Origin of the sequence: Kribbella sp. CA-253562 (genome assembly GCF_050942265.1) — a bacterium.
In the GTDB taxonomy this organism is placed as follows: Bacteria; Actinomycetota; Actinomycetes; order Propionibacteriales; family Kribbellaceae; genus Kribbella.
Map to the genome: position 1 here is coordinate 5,028,592 of NZ_CP192049.1, position 21,620 is coordinate 5,050,211.

Sequence of the window (21,620 nt, forward strand, 5' to 3'; positions counted from 1 at the left end):
TATCAAGGGTCCTCAGGAGACCTCGGTACCCCGGACGGACGCCTTCACGGTGCCCAGCCGCTTGCCCACCCCGGCGCCGTGCGGCCGGACCCGGTACCGGCCCACGGCGGCCGGGACGATGAACGTCTCCGCGTAGTGCACCACGAACGGCGCGAAGCTGCCGTCGAGGCTCTCGACCACCGCTTCGGGCCCCTCGACCAGGTTGAGCACGTTGACAGTGCCGCGGGTGTCGTGCTCGACGGCGTCGGTGAACCAGTGCCGCCGGACTTCGATGAACTCGAGCGTGTGCAGCCCGGTTCTCTCCTCCACCCAGCCGGGGCCGCTCGCGACCTGTTCCACCTGACCGACCAGATTCTCCCGGGTCCACTCGGTGTCCCGGTCCCACTGGATGTTGCGCCGCGCATGGTCGAGGTGAACCGGGCGCGGCACCCCGTCGAGCCCGACCCGGTCCCAGTCCCACATCTTGAAGGTGAACAGGTACGGCGTCGCCGAGATCTCCAGCACCACGGAGTTCGCGCCGGAGCAGTGCACGGTGCCGGCCGGGATCGAGAAGTGGTCGTGCTTGCCGGCTGGGAACGCGTTGACGAACTGCTCGACGGGAAAGCTGATCTCGCCGCGCGAGGCCGACTCCAGCGTCCTGGTCAGCTCGGCCGGGTCGACGCCGGTCTTCAAACCCAGGTACACAACGGCATCGTCGGCCGCGTCGAGCAAGTAGTAGCTCTCGTCCTGGGTGTAGTGCATGCCGAACGTGTTGGTGATGTAGTCGGTCAGCGGATGGACCTGAAGTGACAGGTTGCCGCCACCCATCGTGTCCAGGAAGTCGAAGCGGATCGGGAACTCGGCCCCGAACCGCGCGTGCACCAGCTCACCGAGCAGCTCGCGGGGCCGCTCGAACACCACGTCGATCGACGGCAGCTCGACGATCTGCCCGCCGAAGTCGAGCAGGACGCTGTTCTCCTCCGGCACACAGTCGAAGCACCACGCATAGTTGTCGGCGTCGGAGTCCAGGTCGAACTCCTTCTGCATCCAGTGACCGCCCCACACTCCTGGGTCGAAGAACGGCACGACCCGGAACGGCGTACTGACGGCGGCCTTCATCGCGGCGTGGAAGGCCTCGGCGGTGATCAGTCTCGCCTCGCTCGTCGAGCGGTTGGTGTCCAGCACGTAGTCGATGGACGGGAACAGCGCACGCTTGTGCCGGTCCGCGACGCGCCACTCCACGAAGAAGCCGCGCTTGACCTTGCGAAGGTTGTCCTCGGCCCCATTCGCGCACCGCCAGTTCGGCGCACCGCGTCGTTGCCGTTGCTGGATCTCCCAGCGCGCCATGTCGGCCAGCACGAGGGTGGACCGCTGCAGCGGCACGAGCGCTGCGCCCCAGCCGATCAGCACTGTCGGCTGCGTCGAGTCCAGCACCCGGTCCGCGAGCGAGACCAGCCGGTCGGAGTCGTAGAACTGGTCCAGGGTGTGGTGGCTCATCACGCCGAACACCCGGTCGTTGGTGAGGTTCGCCTTGATCAGCGTGTCGATCTCCTCGATCGGCTTGGCCGCGGCGTCCTCGACGTTGATCACGACGTACTCCGGCAGCGCCGCCCGTACGGCGGCCATCAGCTGCACGAGATCCGTTCCCGGATAGGTGTCCACCACGATCACCGGTGTCCGGCGCCCACCGTTGCGGGCGTGCCGGTCGACCTCGGCCCAGGCCTCGTGCCCGGTGAAGACCCGGTGCGGACCTGGAACCCGGACGGTCGGTTGCTTGTCGTAACCACCTGGAGACGAAGCGAGCATCTGAACTCTCTATTCCCTTGATCGAAGCGGGCTGTTAACGTTACCAGAACGTCGGCCGGAGCACTCGTACTGCTTCGCCCATCAAGGAGGAACGGATGAAGAACCCCAAAGACGCCGTCGAGCGAACGGTGTCGCGGCGCAGCTTTCTGAGCTCGGCAGCGTTGGCGAGCCTCAGCGTGGCGGCGTCCGGCACGCTGTTGTCGGCCTGCGGCGGCGGGAACAGCGGCGGACCGGCCGGCGGGGGCGGCAACGGCAAAGCGACCGGTGCGGTCACCTGGGCCAGCTGGGTCGCGACCCCTGGCGAAGTCGGTCTGCTGAAGAAGTTCTCCGCCGACTATCAGGAGAAGACCGACGTCAAGACGACCTACCAGACCGTCACCGGTGACTATCTGGCCAAGATGCTCACTCAGCTGCAGGGCGGCAAGGCACCGGACGCCTTCTACGCCGACCCATCGTGGCTGAACAAGTTCGTCGACACCAAGCAGGTCGTGGACCTGGAGCCCTTCCTGAACTCGCCCGACGCGCCGGTGAAGTTCACCGACTTCTTCCCCGGTCTGGTGGCCTGGGCGAAGGGGGCCGACGGCAAGGGGGTGTACGGCCTGCCGGTCGACTGCAATCCCTCGGTGTTCTGGTTCAACAAGAAGTTGCTGACGGCAGCCGGCGTCACCCAGGACCCCGCCACCGCCTTCGAGGCCGGCGCCTGGAACCTCGACGCGGTGACCGATCTGCTCAGCAAGGTCAAGGCCAGCGGCAAACGAGGCATGGTGTTCGAGGCCAGCTGGGGCCAGCTGTTCAGCTGGGTCACCTCGATGGGCGGCACGGCCTTCGACGACGCCGGCAAGGCGGTCTTCGACACCGATCCGAAGGCCCAGCGCGCGATCGAGTGGCTGTTCGACCAGATGCGGGCCGGCACCATCGTGTACGGCGGATCGCTGCCGAAGGGCCAAGGTGTCGACGCCTTGTTCTACGGCGGTCAGCTGGCCACGGTTCCGGGCTACGGGCGCTGGCTGCTGCCCAACCTCAAGAAGCTGGGCGGCAGTGTCGAGTACGACATCGCTCCCTACCCGTCGGAGGACGGCAAGACGGTGATGCCGGTGGCCGTCTTCACCGCGGCGATGGCCGTCAACGCCAAGGCGAGCAACAAGGAAGCGGCCGAGGCGTTCGCCGGGTACTTCGTCAGTCCCGACGGAGTGCGGGCCCGGCTGGCCGGCGGCGGGAACGCGGTGCCGGTCCTGTCCGGACTGGAAGAGATCGTCACCGAGAACAACGACCCGCCGCACGGCAAGTGGTTCCTCGAGATCGCCAAGAACGGGTACGCGCTGCCGAACGTGATGGCCCGCAACGCGAAGAAGAACACCGACTTCCCGCTGGTGATGGACACCTTGCTGAAGTCCAAGGCCGAGTCGCCGAAGTCGTTCAGCACGAAGCTGGCGAACCTGCTGAACGGATGATCGGATGACCACGACCGTACGACCTCCGACCCGAACACCGCCGCGGTCCGGAGCGGACAAGCCCTCCCGGGCCGGCACCAGGCAGCGGCGGCGCCGGGACAATCTCGCCGGCTATTTGTTCCTGGCGCCGCAGCTGATCGGCCTGCTCGTGTTCATGCTCGGGCCACTGGTGTTCGCCGTGGTCCTCAGCGTGTCGCACTGGGACGGCTTCGGCGCCCGGTCCTGGGCGGGCCTGTCCAACTTCACCACCGTGCTGCACGACGCACAGCTGCGCACCTCGGTCAAGAACACCATCTGGTACACGGTCCTGTCGGTCCCCGGAACGATGCTCTCGGCGTTCGTCGTCGCGTACCTGCTGCAGAAGGTGAAGCGCAAGTCGTTCTACCGGACGTTCTACTTCGCCCCGGTCGTCACCTCGACCGTGGCCGTGGCGGCGATCTGGTTGTGGCTGTTCAACCCGGAGATCGGTCCGCTCAACGCACTGCTGCGGCAGGTCGGGCTGCCGGCCCCGGACTGGTTGCAGGACGCCCGGTTCGTGATCCCGGCCTTCGCCCTGGTCGGGATCTGGCAAGGCCTGGGCTACCAGGTCGTGATGATGATGGCCGGGCTGGAGAACGTCCCGCGCACCTTGCTCGAGGCCGCGGACATCGACGGCGCCTCGGAGTGGCAGAAGGTGCGCCGGATCACGATCCCACTGCTGTCGCCGACGATCCTGTTCCTGTCGGTCACCTCGGTGATCGGGTCGTTCCAGATCTTCGACTACATCTACGTCTTCATGGGCGCCAACGCGCCCGCGTCGTCGCGGACGGTGGTGTACGAGATCTACCAGAAGGCCTTCGTGGAGTTCGACTTCGGCCTCGGGTCGGCGATCGCCGTCTTCCTGTTCGCCGCCCTGCTGGCGCTGACCGGCCTGCAACTCCTGGCCCAGAAGAGATGGGTGCACTACACCGAATGACCACGTCAGAACTGGACCACCTGGAAGCCGCCACCACGGCTCGGCCGAAACACCAGGCCGACCGCCCCCGGTTGCGCTGGACCCGCGTCCTGCTGCACCTGTTCCTGCTGGCGGGCGCCGTCGCGATGGCGCTGCCCTTCGCCTGGATGGTGCTGAGCTCGTTCAAGCCGCTGGAGGAGATCTTCATCCAGCCTCCGAAACTGCTGCCGAAGGTCTGGCACCCGGAGAACTACCGCAACGCCCTGGAGGCCGCCGACTTCGTCCGGGGTTTCGCCAACAGCCTGTACATCGCGGTGATCGTCGTCGTGGTGTCGGTCTTCACCGCGGCGATGGCGGCCTACGCCTTCGCGCGGATCCGGTTCACCGGGCGCGGTCCGCTGTTCATGGTGTTCCTGGCCACCTTGATGGTGCCGGTCCAGCTGACCGTGATCCCGCTGTACATCATTCTCGGCCGGCTGAACTGGATCGACACCCACCTGGCGCTGATCGTGCCGGCCTCGCTGTTCAACGCCTTCGGCGTCTTCCTGCTGCGCCAGTACGTCCGGGGCATCCCGATCGAGCTGGAGGAAGCCGCGGCGATCGACGGGGCCGGCCGGACCAGGATCTTCCTGACCATCGTCCTGCCGCTGCTGCGCACCCCGATGGTTGCGCTGGGCATCTTCACGTTCCTGGGCCAGTGGAACAGCTTCTTCTACCCGCTGATCTTCCTCAACTCCGACAGCAAGTTCACCCTGCCGCTGGTGGTCAACCAGTTCAAGGGCACCTACTCCAGTGACTGGACCAGCCTGATGGCCGCGGCCACCCTGGCCGCCGCTCCCCTGCTGATCGTTTTCGTGATCGCCCAACGGCAGATCGTCGAAGGAATCGCACTGTCCGGCTCGAAGACCTGACACATCCCCAACTGATGAAGGAGTGAGGCATGCATCCGGAACGTTCCGCACTGTCGCGCCGCGCATTCACCGCCGGCCTCGGCGGACTGGGCCTGGCCGCGCTGTTGCCGACGGGAGTCCAGTCGGCCATCGCCGCCCCCGGCCAGAGCAAGTGGGCCGACCGCGCCCTGGTCAGCTACACCGCCCTGCAGCGTTACCTGTACCTGCCGGACACCGGTCTGTACAAGGAGAACCACCCCACCCAGACCGGAGAGAACCCGTACTCCTACGTCTGGCCGCTACGTGAGGCCACCGCGGCCACCATCGACGTGAACCAGTTGCCGCCGGCCGGCAAGCGCTACGACGACGACGTGAAGCGCCGCTTCGAGGCCTTGGAGCTGTACTGGGACGCTCCGCGCGGCGCCTACGACTCCTATCCCCCGGAGCCTCTGGGTACGCGGGGCGATCCCTTCTACGACGACAACGCCGTCATCGGCCTGGAGTTCATCCGCCGCTACCGGCTGTCCGGCGACCGGGAGATGCTGAGGCTGGCGGCCCGGGTGTTCGACTTCGTCATCAAAGCCTGGGACACCGACCCGAACCGCCCGGTCCCCGGAGGCATGCACTGGGTCGACGCTTCCTGGAACCCGTACCGGGGAGCCGCCAATGTCACCAGTCTCGCCTCGGAGCTGGCGGCGCATCTCTACGAGGCGACCGGCGACCAGCGCTACCTCGCCTGGGCGCGCCGGACCTACGACTGGGTGCGCGAAGCCCTCGGTCGCGGCCCGGGCCTGTACGCGAACGGGATCCGCCTCGACGAGACGGTCGAGGAGACGCTGTGGACCTACAACTCGGGGTCGATGATCGGCGCGGCGGCGCTGCTCTACCGGTCGACCAGGGACAAGGCCCACCTGAGCCGGGCAACCCAGGACGCCGAAGCCGCGATGACGTACTGGACGGCGAACGACCGGCTCTACAACCAGCCGGCCATCTTCAACGCGATCCTGTTCGCCAACCTGCTGCTGCTCGAATCGATCAAGCCGTCGCAGAGCTACCGCGACGTCATGACGTCGTACGCCGAGCGGATCTGGCAGTCGAACCGGGACGAGAGCACCGGTCTGTTCCGCTTCCAGAACTCCGGTGGTGGCGCACCTGATCCCGCGCTCCGCCCCCAGACGCTGCACCAGTCGGCAGCGATCCAGACCTTCGCTCTGCTGGCCTGGCAGCCGAGCGACTACAAGTTCGCCGCCTGACTCGTCGACCGGCCGCGACGACTCCGCCCACCGGGCCGGAGTCGTCGTGGTGGTTGCCGACGGCCCTCAGCCGAAACCGTGCTCCACGACAGTCGTCGGCACGACGGCCCGCCGCATCGGCCCTGTATAGCGCCGGTCTCCCGGTGTCAGCCGCTCCAGCAGGAGTTGAGCGGCGCGGCGGCCCAGCTCGTCGGCGTCGTAGTCGACGATGAGTGTCGGCACGCTGAGCATGTCGGACAGTTCGAAGTCGTCGAAGCCGGCGAGAACGATACCGGCGGACACCCGGTGCACCGCCCGGTACGCACCGAGCGTGTTCCGGTTGTTCGTGCAGAACACGGCGTCGGGCGGCTCCGGCAGGGCGAGCAGCTCGGCCGTGGCCTGTTCCGCCGACGCGATGTCGCGGGCGCGCTTGACGTAGCTGTCCCGCAACGGCACCCCGGCAGCTTCCAGCGCGGCGCAGTACCCGCGGAAGCGTTCCGAGCCGGTGTAGACCGACGGCGGATTCCCGACGAAGCCGATCCGGGTCCGGCCGTGCTGGATGAGCCGCCGGGTCGCTTCGTAGGCGCCACCGAAGTCGTCGACCAGGACACAGTCGGCCTCGACGCCTGTCGGTGGCCGAGCGACCATCGCGATCGGAGTGCGCGCCGGGACGTCGTCCACCAGGTACTCGTGGTTCGACCCGGCGGGCACGATGATGATGCCGTCGACCTGCCGGGAGACGAAGTCGCCGACCGCGGCCCGCTCCCGCTCGGGATCCTCGTTGCTGTTGGTCACCATCACCCGGATGCCGTCGCGGGTGACGATCGACTCGATGCCCAGCGCGAGGCGGGCGTAGAACGGGTTGGCCAGGTTGGTGACGATCAGCCCGACCGCCCCCAGCCGCCGGCCCTGGCTCAGCACCCGCGCTACGTCGTTGCGGCGGTAGCCGAGCTGCTTGACGGCCGCGAGCACCCGCTCACGGTTCTCGGCCGACACGTTCGGGTGGTTCTGGAGGACCCGCGACACGGTCATCGGGCTCACTTCGGCCAGCGACGCGACGTCGCGCATGGTGGGTGCCGAGCCGTCCACTGCTCGCCTGCGTGGCATGCGGGTCACTCTAGGCGTTCGGTACGGCGCAACGGATGGACAGCTCCGACCAACGCGGCGGTGTCCGGATGCGCGGCCCGAGCCAGTACGCCGGACGCGGCGTACCGGCCGGTGAACCCGGAACTGATCGCCGGTTCGAGCAGATCCCACGACCCGGTCATCGAGCCGCCGACCACGACGAGGGTGGGGGCGAAGCGCAGCAGCCACGGGTCCAGCGCCTGACCCAGCGCCCGGAAGGTCTCGTCCAGGAGGGTGCGTGCGGCGGCCTCGCCGCCGCGCGCCCGCGCCGCGATGTCGTGGACGTCCAGCGTCTGTCCGGCCCGCTCGCGATAGCGCCGGATGATCGCCCGCCGGCTGACGGTGTCCTCGAGCGGCCGGCCGTCGTGGTGCAGCAGATCCGCGCGGCCCTCCGGCGGAACCAGCGGACCGTCGGCAACGATGGTGCCCTCGGCAAGGAACGCGCTTCCGACGCCGGTGCCCAGCGTGATCCCGACGACCCGCTCGTGCCCAGTTGCCGCGCCGTGGCTCCACTCGCCGAGCAGGAACGCCTCGGCGTCGTTCACGAACGTGAGCGAACCGGGCCGAGCCTGCATCCGTGCGGACAGCTCGCCGCCCAGGTCCACGCCGTACAGGGCGTCGAACTTGCCGACGGACCGGTACTGCGCCACGCCGCGCTCGTGATCGAAGGGACCCGGGACGGCGACTCCCCAATCCATCCCAGCCGGTCCGGCCAGCGAGTCGGCGCAGGTCGCGATGGTCGACAGCAGGTGCTCGGCGGAACCGTTCGGCTGGAGCGAGACTCGGGTCACGGACCGGACGACAGGCTGCCGCTGGTCGAAGGCGATCAGCGCGCCGGTCACGTGGGTGCCGCCGACGTCCAGGGCGCCGTACGTGGCACCGTCGGTAGGCAGGTGGGGCGACTTGTCAGATGTCATGGCCAACGATCTCGAGCGCGGGTGTGGTAGCGGTACCTTATCGGAGATCCCGACCATGCGGCAGACCTACGCTCGACAGACAACGAATTCCGGGCGATCTCGCGCAGGGATGTTGTGATCGACTGCGTGTTAGCGGTACCTTCAGCCGACTCGACCCGACATTTGAGAGTGAGCCAGCGACATGACAGGTTCGACTCGATCCTCCTGGTGGGACAGCACGATCGCCCGGACCGGATTGATCGATCGCACGGCGGAAACGGCCCAGGGCGCGGGCGGTGGCACGCTCCGGTTCTGGCTGGAGCCGCTGTTCCGCGCCGACGGATCCGGCGGCCTCCTCCAGGCGGTGCGGGTGGAGCTGGTCGGCGACCGGCCGCCGCGGACCGCCACGGCGCGGACCGAGGGCGGCACCCAGGTGACGTGCCTGGTCGAAGCCGCTCCGGCCGGCACGGTGCGGTTGCTACTGCCGGCAGTCGACGAGGACACCACGGTCACGATCGAGCTCCCGGAGCTCGAGCCGGGCGTCGAGTTCGCCGTACGGATGCGGCCGCAGCGACGCTGGACATTGCACCTCGTGCAGCACTCGCACCTCGACATCGGCTACACCGACCCGCAGGGCACCGTCCTGGCCGAAGGCCGGTCGTACCTCGACGCATGCCTCGACCTCGCCCGCGCCACGGACAGCTGGCCGGAGGAAGCGCGGTTCCGCTGGTCGGTGGAAGGACTGTCGTCCTTCGACCAGTGGGCGGCCGCTCGGACCCGCCGCCAGGTCGACGAGTTCGTCGAGCGGGTGCGCGAAGGCCGCCTGGAACTCACCGCGATGCCGTTCAACCTGCACACCGAGACGTGTTCCACCGACGAGCTGCACGAGCTGCTCCGGCCTGCCCGTGCGGTGAGCCGGCGGTACGGCGTACCGATCGTGACCGCGATGCAGACCGATGTCCCAGGTCAGGTGGTCGGTCTGCCGGACGTACTGGTTGCCAACGGCATCGACTACCTGTCGGTGGCGCACAACTGGGCCGGCCGCGCCGTGCCGCACCTGGTCGGCGGCGCGAACCTGCCGCGGCTGTTCCGGTGGCGCGCGTCGGACGGTCGCAGCGTGCTGGTCTGGCGAACCGACACCCCGCACGGCCTGGCGTACATGGAAGGCTCGATCATCGGTTTCGACGAGTCGTACGCGCGCGTCGACGAACTGCTCCCGGCGTACCTGAGCTCGCTGGCCGCGAACCCCTATCCCCACGCGGGCAAGGGCATCCCGGGCTACCCGATCCTCGACGCGCAGTTCGACCGGGAGCCGTACCCCTGGGACATCCTGCACCTGCGGGTGCTGGGCACCTTCGCGGACAACGGCCCACCGCGGTACGTCGCCGCGGAGACGGTCCGGCAGTGGAACGAGACCTGGGCGTATCCGCGGATGCGGCTGTCCCGGCACGAGGACTTCTTCCGCGACGCCGAGGACCGGGTCGGGGATTCGCTGGAGACGTTCGAGGGTGACTGGACCGACTGGTGGGTCGACGGAGTCGGTGCCGGCGTTGTCCCGATGGCGCTGAACCGGCAGGCGCAGTCGACGATCGCCGACGCGCAGACGCTCAGCACGCTGAGTGGAATTCTCGGGGCGGACAGCGTGCACGAGGACACCCAGGCGGCGCCCGCGGTCTACGACAAGATCTCGCTGTTCAACGAGCACACCTGGGGAGCCGGCGACCCGTGGACCCACGGCTGCGTGGCGCACCAGTCCGGCGAACGCCAGTGGATCTGGAAGTACAGTCAGGCCGTCGACGCGCACGACCGGGCCGACGTCCTGCTCGATCGGGCCGGCGCCAGATTGTCCGAGCGCGTACCGCGCAGCGCGGACGCACTCGCGTCGTACGCGGTGGTGAACACCACGAACTGGACGCGGACCGACCGGTTGGAGTTGTTCCTGCCGGACAGCGTCGTCAGGCTCGACCAGCCGGTACAGCTCGTCGACAGCCGGACCGACGAGCTGATCCCCTTCGTCGAGCGAGCCCAGGTCAACCCGCTGCACCGGATGGCCGGCCGGTTCGTGGCGTGCATCATTCGGGACATCCCGGCGATGAGCATTGTCCGGCTGGACGTGCAGCGGGCCGACGAGCCGGCCGAGCCGACCGCTGTGCTCGACACGCCGACGATGCTCGAGAACGAGTTCCTCGTCGTCCAGGTCGATCTCGCCCGCGCCCGGATCAGCTCGATCGTCGACAAGGGCACCGGCCGGGAGCTCGTCTCGCAGTCGTCGGCCTTCGGCTTCAACGGCTACGTCTACGACCAGTACGCGACGGCCGGCGGTTTCAACCACCAGTCGAGCAAGACCGTGGCGGACGACTCGATGCACCTCCTCGCCGGTCGGTGGGAGGCCCCGCCCGCGGCGATGATCGCCCGCGAGTCCACGGCGGTCGGCGAGACGCTCACGTACGAATGCGTGCCGGCCGGGACGAGCAAGCTGCGCACCACCATCACGCTGCCGCGCGGAATCGCCCGGGTGGACATCGTGAACCGCGTGGTGAAGCCCTCGACGCTGGTCAAGGAGAGCGCGTTCTTCGCCTTCCCGTTCGCGACGGACAACCCCAGAATCCGCACCGAGACCACCGGTGGTGTGCTCGGGACCGACCTTCCGGTGGTCCCCGGCTCCGCGACCCACATGCGGGCTGTCCGGCGATGGGTGACGCTGGACGACACCGACGGAACCGTCGCCTGGGCCACCCACGACGCGGCTCTGGTCCAGCTCGGCCGCATCAGCATCCCGTACGTGCCGTACCCGTCGTCGATGACGACCGACGAGCCCGGCACCATCTACTCCTGGGCGCACAACAACATCTGGGACACCAACTTCCCCAGTGAGCAGGCCTTCGACCAGGAGTTCCGCTACTCGCTCGCCTTCGGGCCGGCCGAAGCGGGCGCCGGGCCGGCCGAGCACGGGATGCGCCTCGCCGCAGCACAGAGCCGTCCCCTGCGCGCTGTCAGGGCCACCGGAGAACCGGGGGTCGCGCCGGCCGCGCAACCGCTGCTGGAAGTCGGCGACCCCCGGGTCCGCGTCGTCGGCCTGACTTCACCGGACGACGACACCGTGCTGGTCCGGCTCCAGTCGTTCGCCGACGAGTCGGTCGAGTGCCAGGTGCGGCCGTCCTTCGACTGGACGAGCGCGTTCTCGGCGACCTATCTCGGCGAACGACTGGAGCAGTTGACGACCACACCCGCCAACGCGATCCCGGTGCTGCTGCCTCCGCGCGGTACCGGCGCACTGGCCCTCACCCGCGGTGCTGTGAGCTGACGGATCCGCCCGGTCCAGGACGAGGTCGCGCGGCTAGCTGAGGCCGACTGTCTTCAGCGCCGACGGCCAGGACTCCAGGACCGGGCGGAGTACGTCGTCGTGGATGGTCGCGAGGGCCTCGGCGTGCGCGTCGGTGACCACGTCGGCGATCCGGACGACCGACCCGGTCGCCGCCGACCTGACCGCTGCCTCGACCATCGCCACGCTGACCACGTTCGCGTGCACCTCCGACTGCGGTACGCCGCCACCGCGGACCGCGCTGACGAACTCGGCCAGTGACCCGGCGATCTCCTCGGGTTCGTCGCCGAGTTCGGCGGGCACCGATTCCCCGGAGTCGCGTTCGGCCTCCGGCGCGTTGTCGCCGTCCCACACCACCGTACCGGCCGCGGTGCTCGCGCGCCAGCGGCCGTTCCACGACGTCTCGTGGCCCGGTGCGCACCAGCTGCCGGTGAACACGAACCGGGCACCGCCCTCGAAGGTGAAGACCGCGTTCGCCGCCGCGTTGCCGTCGTACCAGCTCCAGGGTGGGTTGTACGACTCGCAGTACACCGAGACCGGCTCGGCGCCGATCAGCTTGCGGGCCAGATCGAACTGGTGGATGGCCATGTCGACCAGCAGTGGTTCGGCCATTCGTTCACGGAACCCACCGAAGTGTGGGCTCTTGAAGAACTCGCAGGACAACGTGCCGACCCCGCCGAGCTCGGCCAACTGGCGGCCGAAGGCCGCGACGGTCCGGAAGTACCGGCGCGACTGCGAGACCATCAGCAACTGCCCGCTCGCTTCCGCGGCCGCCACCATCGCCAGGCACTCGCGGACGGACTCGGCCAGCGGCTTCTCGCAGAGCACGGGCAGCCCGAGCCGCAATGCCTCGGTGCTGACCTTCGGATGCGCCGGCGGGATCGTCACATCGATGACCGCCTGCGCACCGGTCCGCTCGGCGAGCTCTCCGAGCGACGACGCGACCGGTACGCCGGCGTAGCCGTGCTCGTCCGCCGCCGCGCGCGCGGTCGCGAGGTCGAGATCGACCAGACCGACCAGTTCGGCTGAAGGGTTTGTGGACAAGGTCCGCAACCAGGCCCGGCCCATGCCCCCCGCGCCGACCTGCAGGATGCGCAGCGGTTCACTCATCGCCGTGCTCCTCGATCGGGCCGGTGTAGCCGTGGCCCTGGTAGAACTCACCGGTTTCGTAGCGCAGCAACGTCGGCAGCGACCGCTGCGGCAGATCGGACTTGGCCCAGGCGACGCCGTTGGCGATCACCTTCCGGACGTCCTTGTGGTGGTAGACCGGGTAGTCCTGGTCGCCCGGCGAGAAGAAGAAGATCCTGCCGTGCCCGCGCCGGAACGTGCAGCCGGAGCGGAACACCTCCCCACCGCTGAACGACGAGATGAAGATCAGCTCATCCGGCGTCGGGATGTCGAAGTGCTCGCCGTACATCTCCTGCTGGTCGATGATGATCGGGTTCGGCACCCCCTGGGCGATCGGGTGCGTCGGCTCGACCGTCCAGACCAGTTCGCGGTCCTGCTCGCTGCGCCATCGCAACGTACAGGTCGTGCCCATCAGCTTGCCGAAGATCTTCGACCAGTGGCCCGAGTGCAGCACCAGCAGGCCCATGCCGGACAGCACGTGCTGGTGAACCCGTTCGACGACCTTGTCCTCCACCTCGCTGTGCGCGGCGTGCCCCCACCAGACCAGGACGTCGGTCTCCCGCAGCACCTCCTCCGTCAGCCCGTGCTCGGGCTCGTCGAGGGTCGTCGTGGTGACGGTCGCGGCGTCGCCCAGGTTCTCCCGGATGCCGTCGGCGATCGCGCCGTGCATGCCGTCGGGGTAGATCTTCGCCACGTGGGGTTCGACCTGCTCGTGCCGGTTCTCTCCCCAGACCAGCACCCGCAGGGTACGAGGCGTCGTCGTCATGTCTGCCATCACCTTCTCCGGTTTCGGATTCACTTGACCGCGCCGCCGATGGCGCCGGCCGCGATGTACTTCTGGGCGGCGATCAGCAGCACGATCGCCGGGATCGCCGAGAGCACGGCGGTCGCCATCACCGCGTTCCAGTTCTGCACCTGCGTGCCGAGGTACTGGTAGATGCCCAGCGTGACGGGCCTGACGTCACCCTTGGTGGTGAGCGTCAGGGCGAAGAGGAAGTCACTCCACGAGAACAGGAACGTGAACAGGCCCGCGGTGATCAGCGAGTTCTTGCTGACCGGCAGCACGATCGAGACGAACGCCCGGAACAGCCCGGCACCGTCGACCCGGGCCGCCTCGACCAGCGACGCCGGCAGCGACTGCAGGAACGAGCGCAGGATCAGGATCGCGAACGGGATGCCACTGCTGCAGTTGGCCACGATCAGACCCGGGATCGAGTTCAGCAGGCCGAGATTCTCGTACGCCGTGTAGAGCGCGTTCGCGATCACGATGCCGGGAATCATCTGCGACACCAGGATCGCGAGCAGCCCGATCCCGACCCACCGGGACCGGAACTGCGACAGCGCGTACGCGCACGGCGCGGCGACCAGCAAGCTGAGCACAACGGTGCCGAGGGCAATGATCATGCTGGTGACCAGGTTCTGCCCTTGTTCGCTGAGCGCCCGCCGGTAGCCGGCGAAGGTCGGGTCCAGCGGGAGGAAGCCGGCCGTCAGCGTGTTGCCGGACGGCTGCAACGAGGCGTTGATCATCCAGTACACCGGGAACAGCATCACGCAGAGGATCAGCACCCCGATCACGGTGAAGACACCCCGGCGAAGAGTCGAGTCTGGCATCGTCGCTCCTACTCGTCGACGGCACGGCGGGTGCCGCGCAGGTAGACAACCGCGAACAGCAGGGACAGCACGATCAGGATGTTGCTCAGCGCGGCGCCCTCACCGAAGCGGAAGTCCACGAACGACCGCTCGTAGGACTGGGTGGCCAGGGTCTGGGTCGCGTTGGCCGGGCCGCCGCCGGTCAGGCCGAGAATGATGTCCAGCACCTTGATCGTGTAGACCACGCCCAGGACGAGCACCACCCCGGCCACCGCGCGCAGGTTCGGCATCGTGATGTGCAGGAACGCCTTCCAGCCGGTGGCCCCGTCCAGCGAGCCCGCCTCGTACAGCTCGTCGGGGATCTCGCTCAGACCGCTGTAGAGCAAGGTGACGTTGAACGGGATCCCGATCCAGATGTTCACCCCGATCACCGCGATCAGCGCGACCGACGGGCTGTTCAGCCAGGGCACCGGATCGTCGATGATCCCGAGCGCGGCCAGGCTCCGGTTCAGGATCCCGTTGTCCTGCTCGAGAATCGACCGCCACGTCGCGCTGGAGACGATCAGCGGCAACAGCCAGGGCAGCAGGAGCAGCGAGCGCAGCAACGAGCTGAGCGGGAACTTGCGGCGGAAGAACAACGCCAGCCCGAGTCCGATCGCGAACTGGAAGGCGATCGAGCCGATCGTGAACAGCGCGGTGTTCACCAGGGCCTTGGAGAACAACCGGTCCGTGACCACCGTGACGTAATTGTCCAGCCCGACGAACGGTGCGGCGCCGGTGAAGAACGTCCGCAGGCCGTAGTCCTGCAGGCTCATCACCAGGTTCTTCACCACCGGGTACCCGAACAGGGCGAGCATGGCGATCGCGGCCGGCAGGACGAACAGCAGTTTCGTCAGGTCCTCGCTGCGCCGTCGCCGGCCACCAGGGCGGCGTACCGCCTTGGTGGCCGGCGCTTCCGAGCGGGAAGGCAGGGTCGGTGCGTGCACCATCTGGGTCTCCGTCTCCCGGTCAGCTGCCGGAGGCCTTCTTGAACGCGTCCTGCGCACTGGCCTGCCCGGTCAGCGCCAGCTGGATCGCCTGGTAGATCACCTTGGCCGCGTCGGGCCACTTCTCGCCGAGCTTGCCGGTCCGTGAGCGGGCGTTGGCGACCTGCTCGGAGAACGCCTTCATCGACGGCACCTCCTTGACGTACTGCGGACCGAGCGCGGTCCGGGTCGGCACGGTGAACCTGGCCTTCGCCCAGGCCAGCTCGTTCTCGTCCGAGCTCAGGCACTTCACGAAGTCGGCCGCCTTCTGCTGCTTGGCCGCGTCCTTGTTGAGCGGCACCGTCCACGCCTCACCGCCGAGCGGCGCGATCGGCGTCTGCCCCGGCTTGTTCACCGGGAACTGCACGACCTCCCACTTCACCTGCGGCGACTCGTTCAGCGACGGGATGTTCCACGGCCCGTTCACCATCATCGCGGCCTTGCCCGCCACGAACTGGTCCTTCACGTCGCCCTGGGTCCAGTTGATGACGCTCTTCGACGCCGATCCTGACGTCACCAGGTCGACCCACAGCTGCAGCGCTTCGGCCACCTGCGGGCTGGTCAGGTCGGTCTCGTCACCACCGTTGGTCCACATCGCCGGCAGGAACTGCCAAGCACCCTCGTAGGTCGCGTTGGCGTTGAACGCTATGCCGTAACGCCCCGGTTTGGTCAGCTTCTTCGCCGCGGCCCGCAGCTCGTCCCAGGTCTTCGGCGGCTGGATGCCGGCCTCGGCGAGCAGTTTGGTGTTGTAGAACAGCGCGATCGTGTTCACCACCGGCGCGAGCCCGTAGAGCTTGCCGTCGTGCGACGTCGCGTCGACGATGCCCTGGGTGAACCCGTCGGCGCTGACGCCGAGGTCGTTGAGCGGAGCGAGCGCGCCCGTCGCGGCGATCTGCTGGACGTCGGGGTTGTCGAGCATCAGGACGTCGGGAAGCGTCTTGGACGACGCCTGCTGCAGCACCTTCGGGATGAGGTCCGCGCCGGGCACCGTCTCGCGCTGCAACGTGACGCCGAGTTTTGTCGCGCAGGCGTCGAGACCCTTCTGGACCAGGGACTTGTCGGGCTCGTTGTTGTAGTAGTCGAGGATCGAGAGGCTGGTGACGGCCTCGCCCGACGAGGACGACGTACCGCCGCTGTCGCCGCAGCCGGCGAGCGCGAGCGACAGGGCGGTCGCGCCGGCCAGTGCGGCCGTGATCCGCTGGGTGAACATCGGCATTCAGCTCCTTGGTGGGGTCGGCGAGTGGGTTCGGGGCGGTGAGCCGCCGCGGTGGGCAGCGGGCGCGTGGCGGCTCGTTCGTACCCCGCCCGCCGGTGGCGGCCGAGGCAGCGCGAGCATCGGCAAAGCGCTTGACCGAGCGGTTCGACGGGACAGCCGGTCAGGTGCGGAAGGGGATTGGCAAAGCGCTTAACCTGTTTGATCATGGATGATGTGCCGTGGCTCACAGCAGTGTCAAGACCTCGGCACCGCACCCGATCGATCCAGCGGCACATCCGTGCCACAGTGAGGCCCGAACGCGCTGAGCAGCGCACCCGAGGAGGAGGCCGATGGCGACCATGCGCGACGTCGCGCAGCGGGCAGGAGTGTCGATCGCGACCGTCTCGTTCGTGCTCAACGACACCAAGCCGGTGACTGCCGCGACCCGGGAGAAGATCGAGCGGGCGATGAACGAACTGGGTTTCCGCCGCAACATGGTGGCGCGCGCGCTGGCCAGCCGGCGGACCCGGATCATCGCGATGGCCTATCCGGCGCTGGACCACAGGTTCGGGTTCTCGGCGGCCGAGTTCTTCACCAGCGCCGCCGAGGCCGCTCGGCAGCGCGACTACCACCTGGTGCTGTGGCCGGTCGGCAACGACGGCATGGAGCTGACCGAACTGGTCGGCCAGGGCCTGGTGGACGGCGTCGTCCTGATGGAGGTCCAGCTCGACGACCCGCGGATCGCGATCCTCGAGCGCACCGGTACGCCGTACGCGATGATCGGGCGGACCAAGTCACCGGAGGAGCTGCCGCACGTCGACATCGACTTCGACACCACCCTCGAGGAAGGCGTGTCGCACCTCCACGGTCTCGGCCATCGCAAGCTCGTGCTGATCGCCGGAAACCTCGACGATCCCCGCTTCCACAACTACGGCCCCTACGTCCGCGGCGAAGCGGCGTACCGGCGGGTGACGGCCGAGTACGGTCTCGAGACCATTGTGATCCCCTGCGCCGACACCACCCGCGCCGGCCAGGAAGCCGCGGCGGAGGTCGTCCGCGATCACCCGGACACGACAGCCATCCTGATCCTCAACGAGTACGCCGCTCTCGGCGTCGCCTCCGCCGTCAACCGCTTGGGCCGGCGGGTCCCGGACGATCTCTCCCTGCTGGCGCTCCTGATGGCGCCGGAAACGGCAGCGTTGTCAGATCCGGAGCTCACGTTCCTGCGCACGCCGGGCCCCGAGCTCGGCCAGCTCGGCACCGAAGCCCTGATCCGCCAGCTCGAGGACGCCGACCCGCTCCCGCCGCACCTGGTCCCCGCCCGGCTGCACATCGCCGCCACCACCGCTCCCCCGCCGGTCAAGCCGAGACGTCGACGCCGCAAGGCGCTCGACTGACACGTGCCTTTCAGGTGCGACGGTCCGTGACCTGCCGATCACGCGAAACTCCTGCAGAACAAGGGGAATCGCTGCTACCGGCGGCGGGTACCAGATCGTCGATCGAGTCACGGAAGGAGCACTGTCATGACTACGTTCGATCCGTGGAACTACCGCGACGATTCCGGCTACACCCCGGGGACCGACATCGTCGGGTACAAGATCGCCGCCACCGACGGAGACATCGGCAAGGTCGACGAGGCGACCAACGACGTCGGCGCGTCGTCGCTCGTCGTCGACACCGGCCCGTGGATCCTCGGCCACAAGGTCCTGCTGCCGGCCGGCGTCGTACAGCGCATCGACCCCGACGAGGAGAAGGTGTACGTCGACCGCACCAAGGACGAGATCAAGGACGCCCCCGAGTACGACCCGGACACGGGCGCCGACCCCGACTACCGCAACCGGCTCGGCCAGTACTACACCGAGTACTACACACCTGGACGCTGATCCACGGCGTGAACCTCCGGCCTGGCACAACGTGCCGGGCCGGAGGCATGCCCGCAGCCATCAAACCGCGGGGCGATACCCGAGTTCGGCACTGACCGCGGCAGCGGCCTCCAGGAGCAGCGGGACCGTCTCGGTGCGGAGCCTGTCCGGGACGAGGCGTCCCGCGGAGGTGGACGTGGCGAGCGCGGCCACCACCGCGCCGGTGCGATCCCTGACCGGCGCCGACGCCGAGATCAGCCCTTCTTCGAGTTCGCCGTCGACGATGCACCAGCCCTGCTCGCGAACCTGCGCCAGCACCGCTCGAAGCCTCGCCGGATCGGTCACTGTCGCCGGGGTTCGCGGACGGAGGTCGGCTTGCTCGAGGAACCGGCTGATCCGTTCCGGGCCGGCGTACGCGAGCAGTACGCGACCCATCGAGGTGGCGTGGGCCGGGACCCGGGTGCCGACGGCGACATTGATGCTCATGATCCGCCGGACCGGTACGCGGGCGACGTACACGACGTCGTGACCGTCCAGCTCGGCCATCGAGGCGGACTCACCGGTGCGCTCGGCCAGCCGCAGCAGGTGCGGATGGGCGAGCTCGATCATCGCTTTCGTCGCGGTGTAGTGCTGACCGATGCTCAGCACGCGCGGTGTGAGGAACCAGCGCGTTCCCTCGTTGCTCACGTAGCCGAGTCGTTGCAAGGTGAGCAGCAACCGGCGTACCGCCGGGCGTGACAAGCCGGTCGCCGTCGCGAGCTCGGCGAGCGTCGGGCTGGTCCGCTCCTCGTCGAAGGCCAGCAGTACGGCGAAGCCGCGCTCGAGGCTCTGCACGTAGTCACGTTCGTTGCCTTCCACCTGCACACCCCTATCACTTCCTGCCCGCGAACCCTTGACCGGGCGCACGACCTCAGGCACTCTCGATCCAGTTGACCGCACAGCGTTCACTTCGTACGCAGAGCGTACATCGAGGAGGTCCTGATGACCATTCCGCCGCGAGAACTCCGCAACGCGTTCGGCCGGTTCGCCACCGGCGTCACGGTCGTCACGTGCCGGACCAAGGACGGTGCACCGCACGGCGCCACGGTCAACGCCTTCACGGCGGTGTCGCTGGAGCCGGCTCTGTGCCAGGTGACGCTGACCCGGGAGTCGAAGGCCTGCGGCTACCTGAACGGCGCGCCGTTCGCGGTGAACGTGCTGGGCACCGGTCAGGCCGACACCGCCTGGCACTTCGCCGGCCGGCCGAACGAACCCGGACCGCACTGGGCCGACGGTCCGACCGCGCCGGTGCTCGTCGGCGCCGCGGCCGTCTACTCCTGCCGTCCCTGGCGTACCTACGACGGCGGTGACCACCTGATCGTGGTCGGTGAGGTCGAGCACGTCCACGTCACCGACGACGAACCGTTGCTGTTCTACGCCGGCGCCTTCCGCCACCTCGGCGTCCGCGAGACCGGTGTCCACTGGGGCGGTTCGCTCGACTGCCCGGACTCGGGCTGGTTCGACGCTTCCACGGTCTTCACCCCGCTCCGCCCGCACGCCGCCTGACCAGCAGACCACCACAGCCGGACGACAGACCTGACCATCGCAGCACAAGAAGGGCAGACCATGACGATTCAGCAGGACCGTACGCCGCCGGCCACCGCGACCGCGAGCGCCCCGATGACCGGGGACGAGTACATCGCGTCGATCCAGGACGGCCGGGAGGTGTGGATCTACGGCGAACGAGTCACCGACGTCACCACCCACCCCGCCTTCCGCAACCCGGTCCGGATGACCGCCCGCCTGTACGACGCGCTGCACGACCCGGCCCTGAAGGACAAGCTGACCGTGCCGACCGACACCGGCAGCGGCGGCGTGACCCACCCGTTCTTCCGCAGCCCGCACTCGGTCGACGACCTGCTCGCCGACCGCACGGCGATCCAGACCTGGGCCCGGATGACCTACGGCTGGATGGGCCGCTCCCCCGACTACAAGGCCAGCTTCCTCGGCACGCTCGGCGCGAACTCGGAGTTCTACGCGCCGTTCGAGGACAACGCCCGGCGCTGGTACACCGAGTCGCAGGAGAAGGTCCTGTACTGGAACCACGCGATCATCAACCCGCCGGTGGACCGCAACCTGCCGCCGGACGAGGTCGGCGACGTGTTCATGAAGGTCGAGAAGGAGACCGACGCGGGGCTGATCGTGTCCGGCGCGAAGGTGGTCGCGACCGGCTCGGCGATCACGAACTACAACTTCATCGCGCACTACGGCCTGCCGATCAAGAAGAAGGAGTTCGCGCTGATCTGCACGGTGCCGATGGATGCCCCGGGCATCAAACTGATCTGCCGGACGTCGTACACCCAGCAGGCGGCCGTGATGGGCAGCCCGTTCGACTACCCGCTGTCGTCGCGGATGGACGAGAACGACACAATCTTCGTCTTCGACAAGGTGCTGGTGCCGTGGGAGAACGTCTTCCTCTACGGCGACATCGAGAAGATCAACGGCTTCTTCCCGGTCTCGGGCTTCATCCCGCGGTTCACCTTCCACGGCTGCATCCGGCTGGCGACCAAGATCGACTTCATCGCCGGGCTGTTGCTCAAGGCACTCGAAATGACCGGCAGCAAGGACTTCCGCGGCGTGCAGACCCGCGTCGGTGAGGTGATCGGCTGGCGCAACACCTTCTACGCCCTGGCCGACGCGATGGCCCGCAACCCTGACGAGTGGACCGGCGGTGCGCTGCTGCCGAAGCTGGACTACGGCCTGACCTACCGGATGTTGATGATCCAGGCCTATCCCAGGATCAAGGAGATCATCGAGTCCGACGTCGCCAGCGGGCTGATCTACCTGAACTCGCACTCGATCGACTTCAAGACCCCGGAGGTCCGGCCGTACCTGGACAAGTACGTCCGCGGCTCCAACGGCTACCAGGCCGTCGACCGGGTGAAGGTGATGAAGGCCCTGTGGGACGCGGTCGGCTCGGAGTTCGGCGGCCGGCACGAACTGTACGAGCGCAACTACTCCGGCAATCACGAGAACGTGAAGGCCGAGCTGCTCTTCGCGGCCGACGCCCAGGGCACCACCGCCGCGATGAAGGGCTTCGCCGACCAGTGCCTGGCGGAGTACGACCTGGACGGCTGGACCGTGCCCGACCTGATCGGCAACGACGACGTCTCCTTCCTGCGCCACCGCGCCTGACCACCTCGACA

18 protein-coding genes are annotated in these 21,620 nt (G+C 68.2%); 9 read left to right on the forward strand and 9 right to left on the reverse strand.

The window, feature by feature from the left end; genetic code table 11:
- Positions 1-12 precede the first annotated feature (12 nt).
- Positions 13-1,785 (reverse strand): class I mannose-6-phosphate isomerase, encoded by a 1,773-nt coding sequence (locus ACQPXM_RS23730; protein ID WP_432936790.1) that lies wholly within the window; start codon positions 1,783-1,785, stop codon positions 13-15.
- 95 nt (positions 1,786-1,880) lie between these two features.
- On the opposite strand from ACQPXM_RS23730, the gene ACQPXM_RS23735 reads away from it, so the two are divergent.
- Genes ACQPXM_RS23735 through ACQPXM_RS23750 form a run of 4 tightly spaced genes read left to right on the forward strand, consistent with a single transcriptional unit; the run spans position 1,881 to position 6,313 of the window.
- Positions 1,881-3,236, forward strand: coding sequence for an ABC transporter substrate-binding protein (locus tag ACQPXM_RS23735; RefSeq protein WP_432936793.1), 1,356 nt, complete (start codon positions 1,881-1,883; stop codon positions 3,234-3,236).
- A gap of 4 nt (positions 3,237-3,240) precedes the next feature.
- On the forward strand, positions 3,241-4,191 hold the full coding sequence (locus tag ACQPXM_RS23740) for a carbohydrate ABC transporter permease (RefSeq protein ID WP_432936796.1): 951 nt from the start codon (positions 3,241-3,243) through the stop codon (positions 4,189-4,191).
- Entirely contained in the window at positions 4,188-5,081 is an 894-nt protein-coding gene (locus tag ACQPXM_RS23745) for a carbohydrate ABC transporter permease (RefSeq protein WP_432936798.1), read from the forward strand. Before ACQPXM_RS23740 ends, ACQPXM_RS23745 begins: the two co-directional genes overlap by 4 nt.
- Before the next feature lie 29 nt (positions 5,082-5,110).
- Complete coding sequence (locus ACQPXM_RS23750) at positions 5,111-6,313, forward strand: glycoside hydrolase family 76 protein (protein WP_432936800.1); 1,203 nt, start codon at positions 5,111-5,113, stop codon at positions 6,311-6,313.
- A gap of 66 nt (positions 6,314-6,379) precedes the next feature.
- On the opposite strand, the gene ACQPXM_RS23755 is transcribed toward ACQPXM_RS23750, so the two are convergent.
- A complete protein-coding gene (locus ACQPXM_RS23755; protein ID WP_432936803.1) occupies positions 6,380-7,399 on the reverse strand; it encodes a LacI family DNA-binding transcriptional regulator in 1,020 nt (339 codons plus the stop codon).
- A gap of 5 nt (positions 7,400-7,404) precedes the next feature.
- Positions 7,405-8,334 carry an ROK family protein gene (locus ACQPXM_RS23760; RefSeq protein ID WP_432936806.1) on the reverse strand — a complete coding sequence of 310 codons (930 nt, stop codon included), beginning with the start codon at positions 8,332-8,334 and terminating at the stop codon, positions 7,405-7,407.
- 181 nt (positions 8,335-8,515) lie between these two features.
- Here ACQPXM_RS23760 and ACQPXM_RS23765 point away from each other — a divergent pair, with 181 nt between their 5' ends.
- The gene (locus ACQPXM_RS23765; protein ID WP_432936808.1) at positions 8,516-11,617 is read left to right on the forward strand and encodes an alpha-mannosidase; all 3,102 of its coding nucleotides are present in this window, start codon (positions 8,516-8,518) and stop codon (positions 11,615-11,617) included.
- A gap of 33 nt (positions 11,618-11,650) precedes the next feature.
- Here ACQPXM_RS23765 and ACQPXM_RS23770 read toward each other — a convergent pair whose 3' ends face one another.
- Genes ACQPXM_RS23770 through ACQPXM_RS23790 form a run of 5 tightly spaced genes read right to left on the reverse strand, consistent with a single transcriptional unit; the run spans position 11,651 to position 16,594 of the window.
- A complete protein-coding gene (locus ACQPXM_RS23770; RefSeq protein ID WP_432936811.1) occupies positions 11,651-12,745 on the reverse strand; it encodes a Gfo/Idh/MocA family protein in 1,095 nt (364 codons plus the stop codon).
- Positions 12,738-13,529: a ThuA domain-containing protein gene (locus tag ACQPXM_RS23775; protein WP_432936814.1), complete on the reverse strand. Its 792-nt coding sequence runs from the start codon at positions 13,527-13,529 to the stop codon at positions 12,738-12,740. The genes ACQPXM_RS23770 and ACQPXM_RS23775 overlap by 8 nt, the downstream gene beginning before the upstream one ends.
- A gap of 29 nt (positions 13,530-13,558) precedes the next feature.
- Positions 13,559-14,374 (reverse strand): carbohydrate ABC transporter permease, encoded by an 816-nt coding sequence (locus ACQPXM_RS23780; RefSeq protein ID WP_432936817.1) that lies wholly within the window; start codon positions 14,372-14,374, stop codon positions 13,559-13,561.
- An 8-nt stretch (positions 14,375-14,382) separates the two neighbouring features.
- Complete coding sequence (locus tag ACQPXM_RS23785; protein WP_432936819.1) at positions 14,383-15,342, reverse strand: carbohydrate ABC transporter permease; 960 nt, start codon at positions 15,340-15,342, stop codon at positions 14,383-14,385.
- Between the two features lie 19 nt (positions 15,343-15,361).
- A complete protein-coding gene (locus ACQPXM_RS23790; RefSeq protein ID WP_432936822.1) occupies positions 15,362-16,594 on the reverse strand; it encodes an ABC transporter substrate-binding protein in 1,233 nt (410 codons plus the stop codon).
- A 329-nt stretch (positions 16,595-16,923) separates the two neighbouring features.
- Here ACQPXM_RS23790 and ACQPXM_RS23795 point away from each other — a divergent pair, with 329 nt between their 5' ends.
- Together ACQPXM_RS23795 and ACQPXM_RS23800 are read left to right on the forward strand one after the other, a co-directional pair.
- Positions 16,924-17,970, forward strand: coding sequence for a LacI family DNA-binding transcriptional regulator (locus ACQPXM_RS23795; protein ID WP_432936825.1), 1,047 nt, complete (start codon positions 16,924-16,926; stop codon positions 17,968-17,970).
- Between the two features lie 126 nt (positions 17,971-18,096).
- Positions 18,097-18,456, forward strand: coding sequence for a PRC-barrel domain-containing protein (locus tag ACQPXM_RS23800; protein WP_432936827.1), 360 nt, complete (start codon positions 18,097-18,099; stop codon positions 18,454-18,456).
- Between the two features lie 60 nt (positions 18,457-18,516).
- Here ACQPXM_RS23800 and ACQPXM_RS23805 read toward each other — a convergent pair whose 3' ends face one another.
- Positions 18,517-19,293, reverse strand: coding sequence for an IclR family transcriptional regulator domain-containing protein (locus tag ACQPXM_RS23805; RefSeq protein WP_432936830.1), 777 nt, complete (start codon positions 19,291-19,293; stop codon positions 18,517-18,519).
- Positions 19,294-19,416: 123 nt separating this feature from the next.
- Between ACQPXM_RS23805 and ACQPXM_RS23810 the strand changes: the two genes are divergently transcribed.
- Complete coding sequence (locus ACQPXM_RS23810) at positions 19,417-19,980, forward strand: flavin reductase family protein (RefSeq protein WP_432936833.1); 564 nt, start codon at positions 19,417-19,419, stop codon at positions 19,978-19,980.
- A 60-nt stretch (positions 19,981-20,040) separates the two neighbouring features.
- Complete coding sequence (locus tag ACQPXM_RS23815; RefSeq protein ID WP_432936836.1) at positions 20,041-21,609, forward strand: 4-hydroxyphenylacetate 3-hydroxylase family protein; 1,569 nt, start codon at positions 20,041-20,043, stop codon at positions 21,607-21,609.
- Positions 21,610-21,620: the final 11 nt, after the last annotated feature.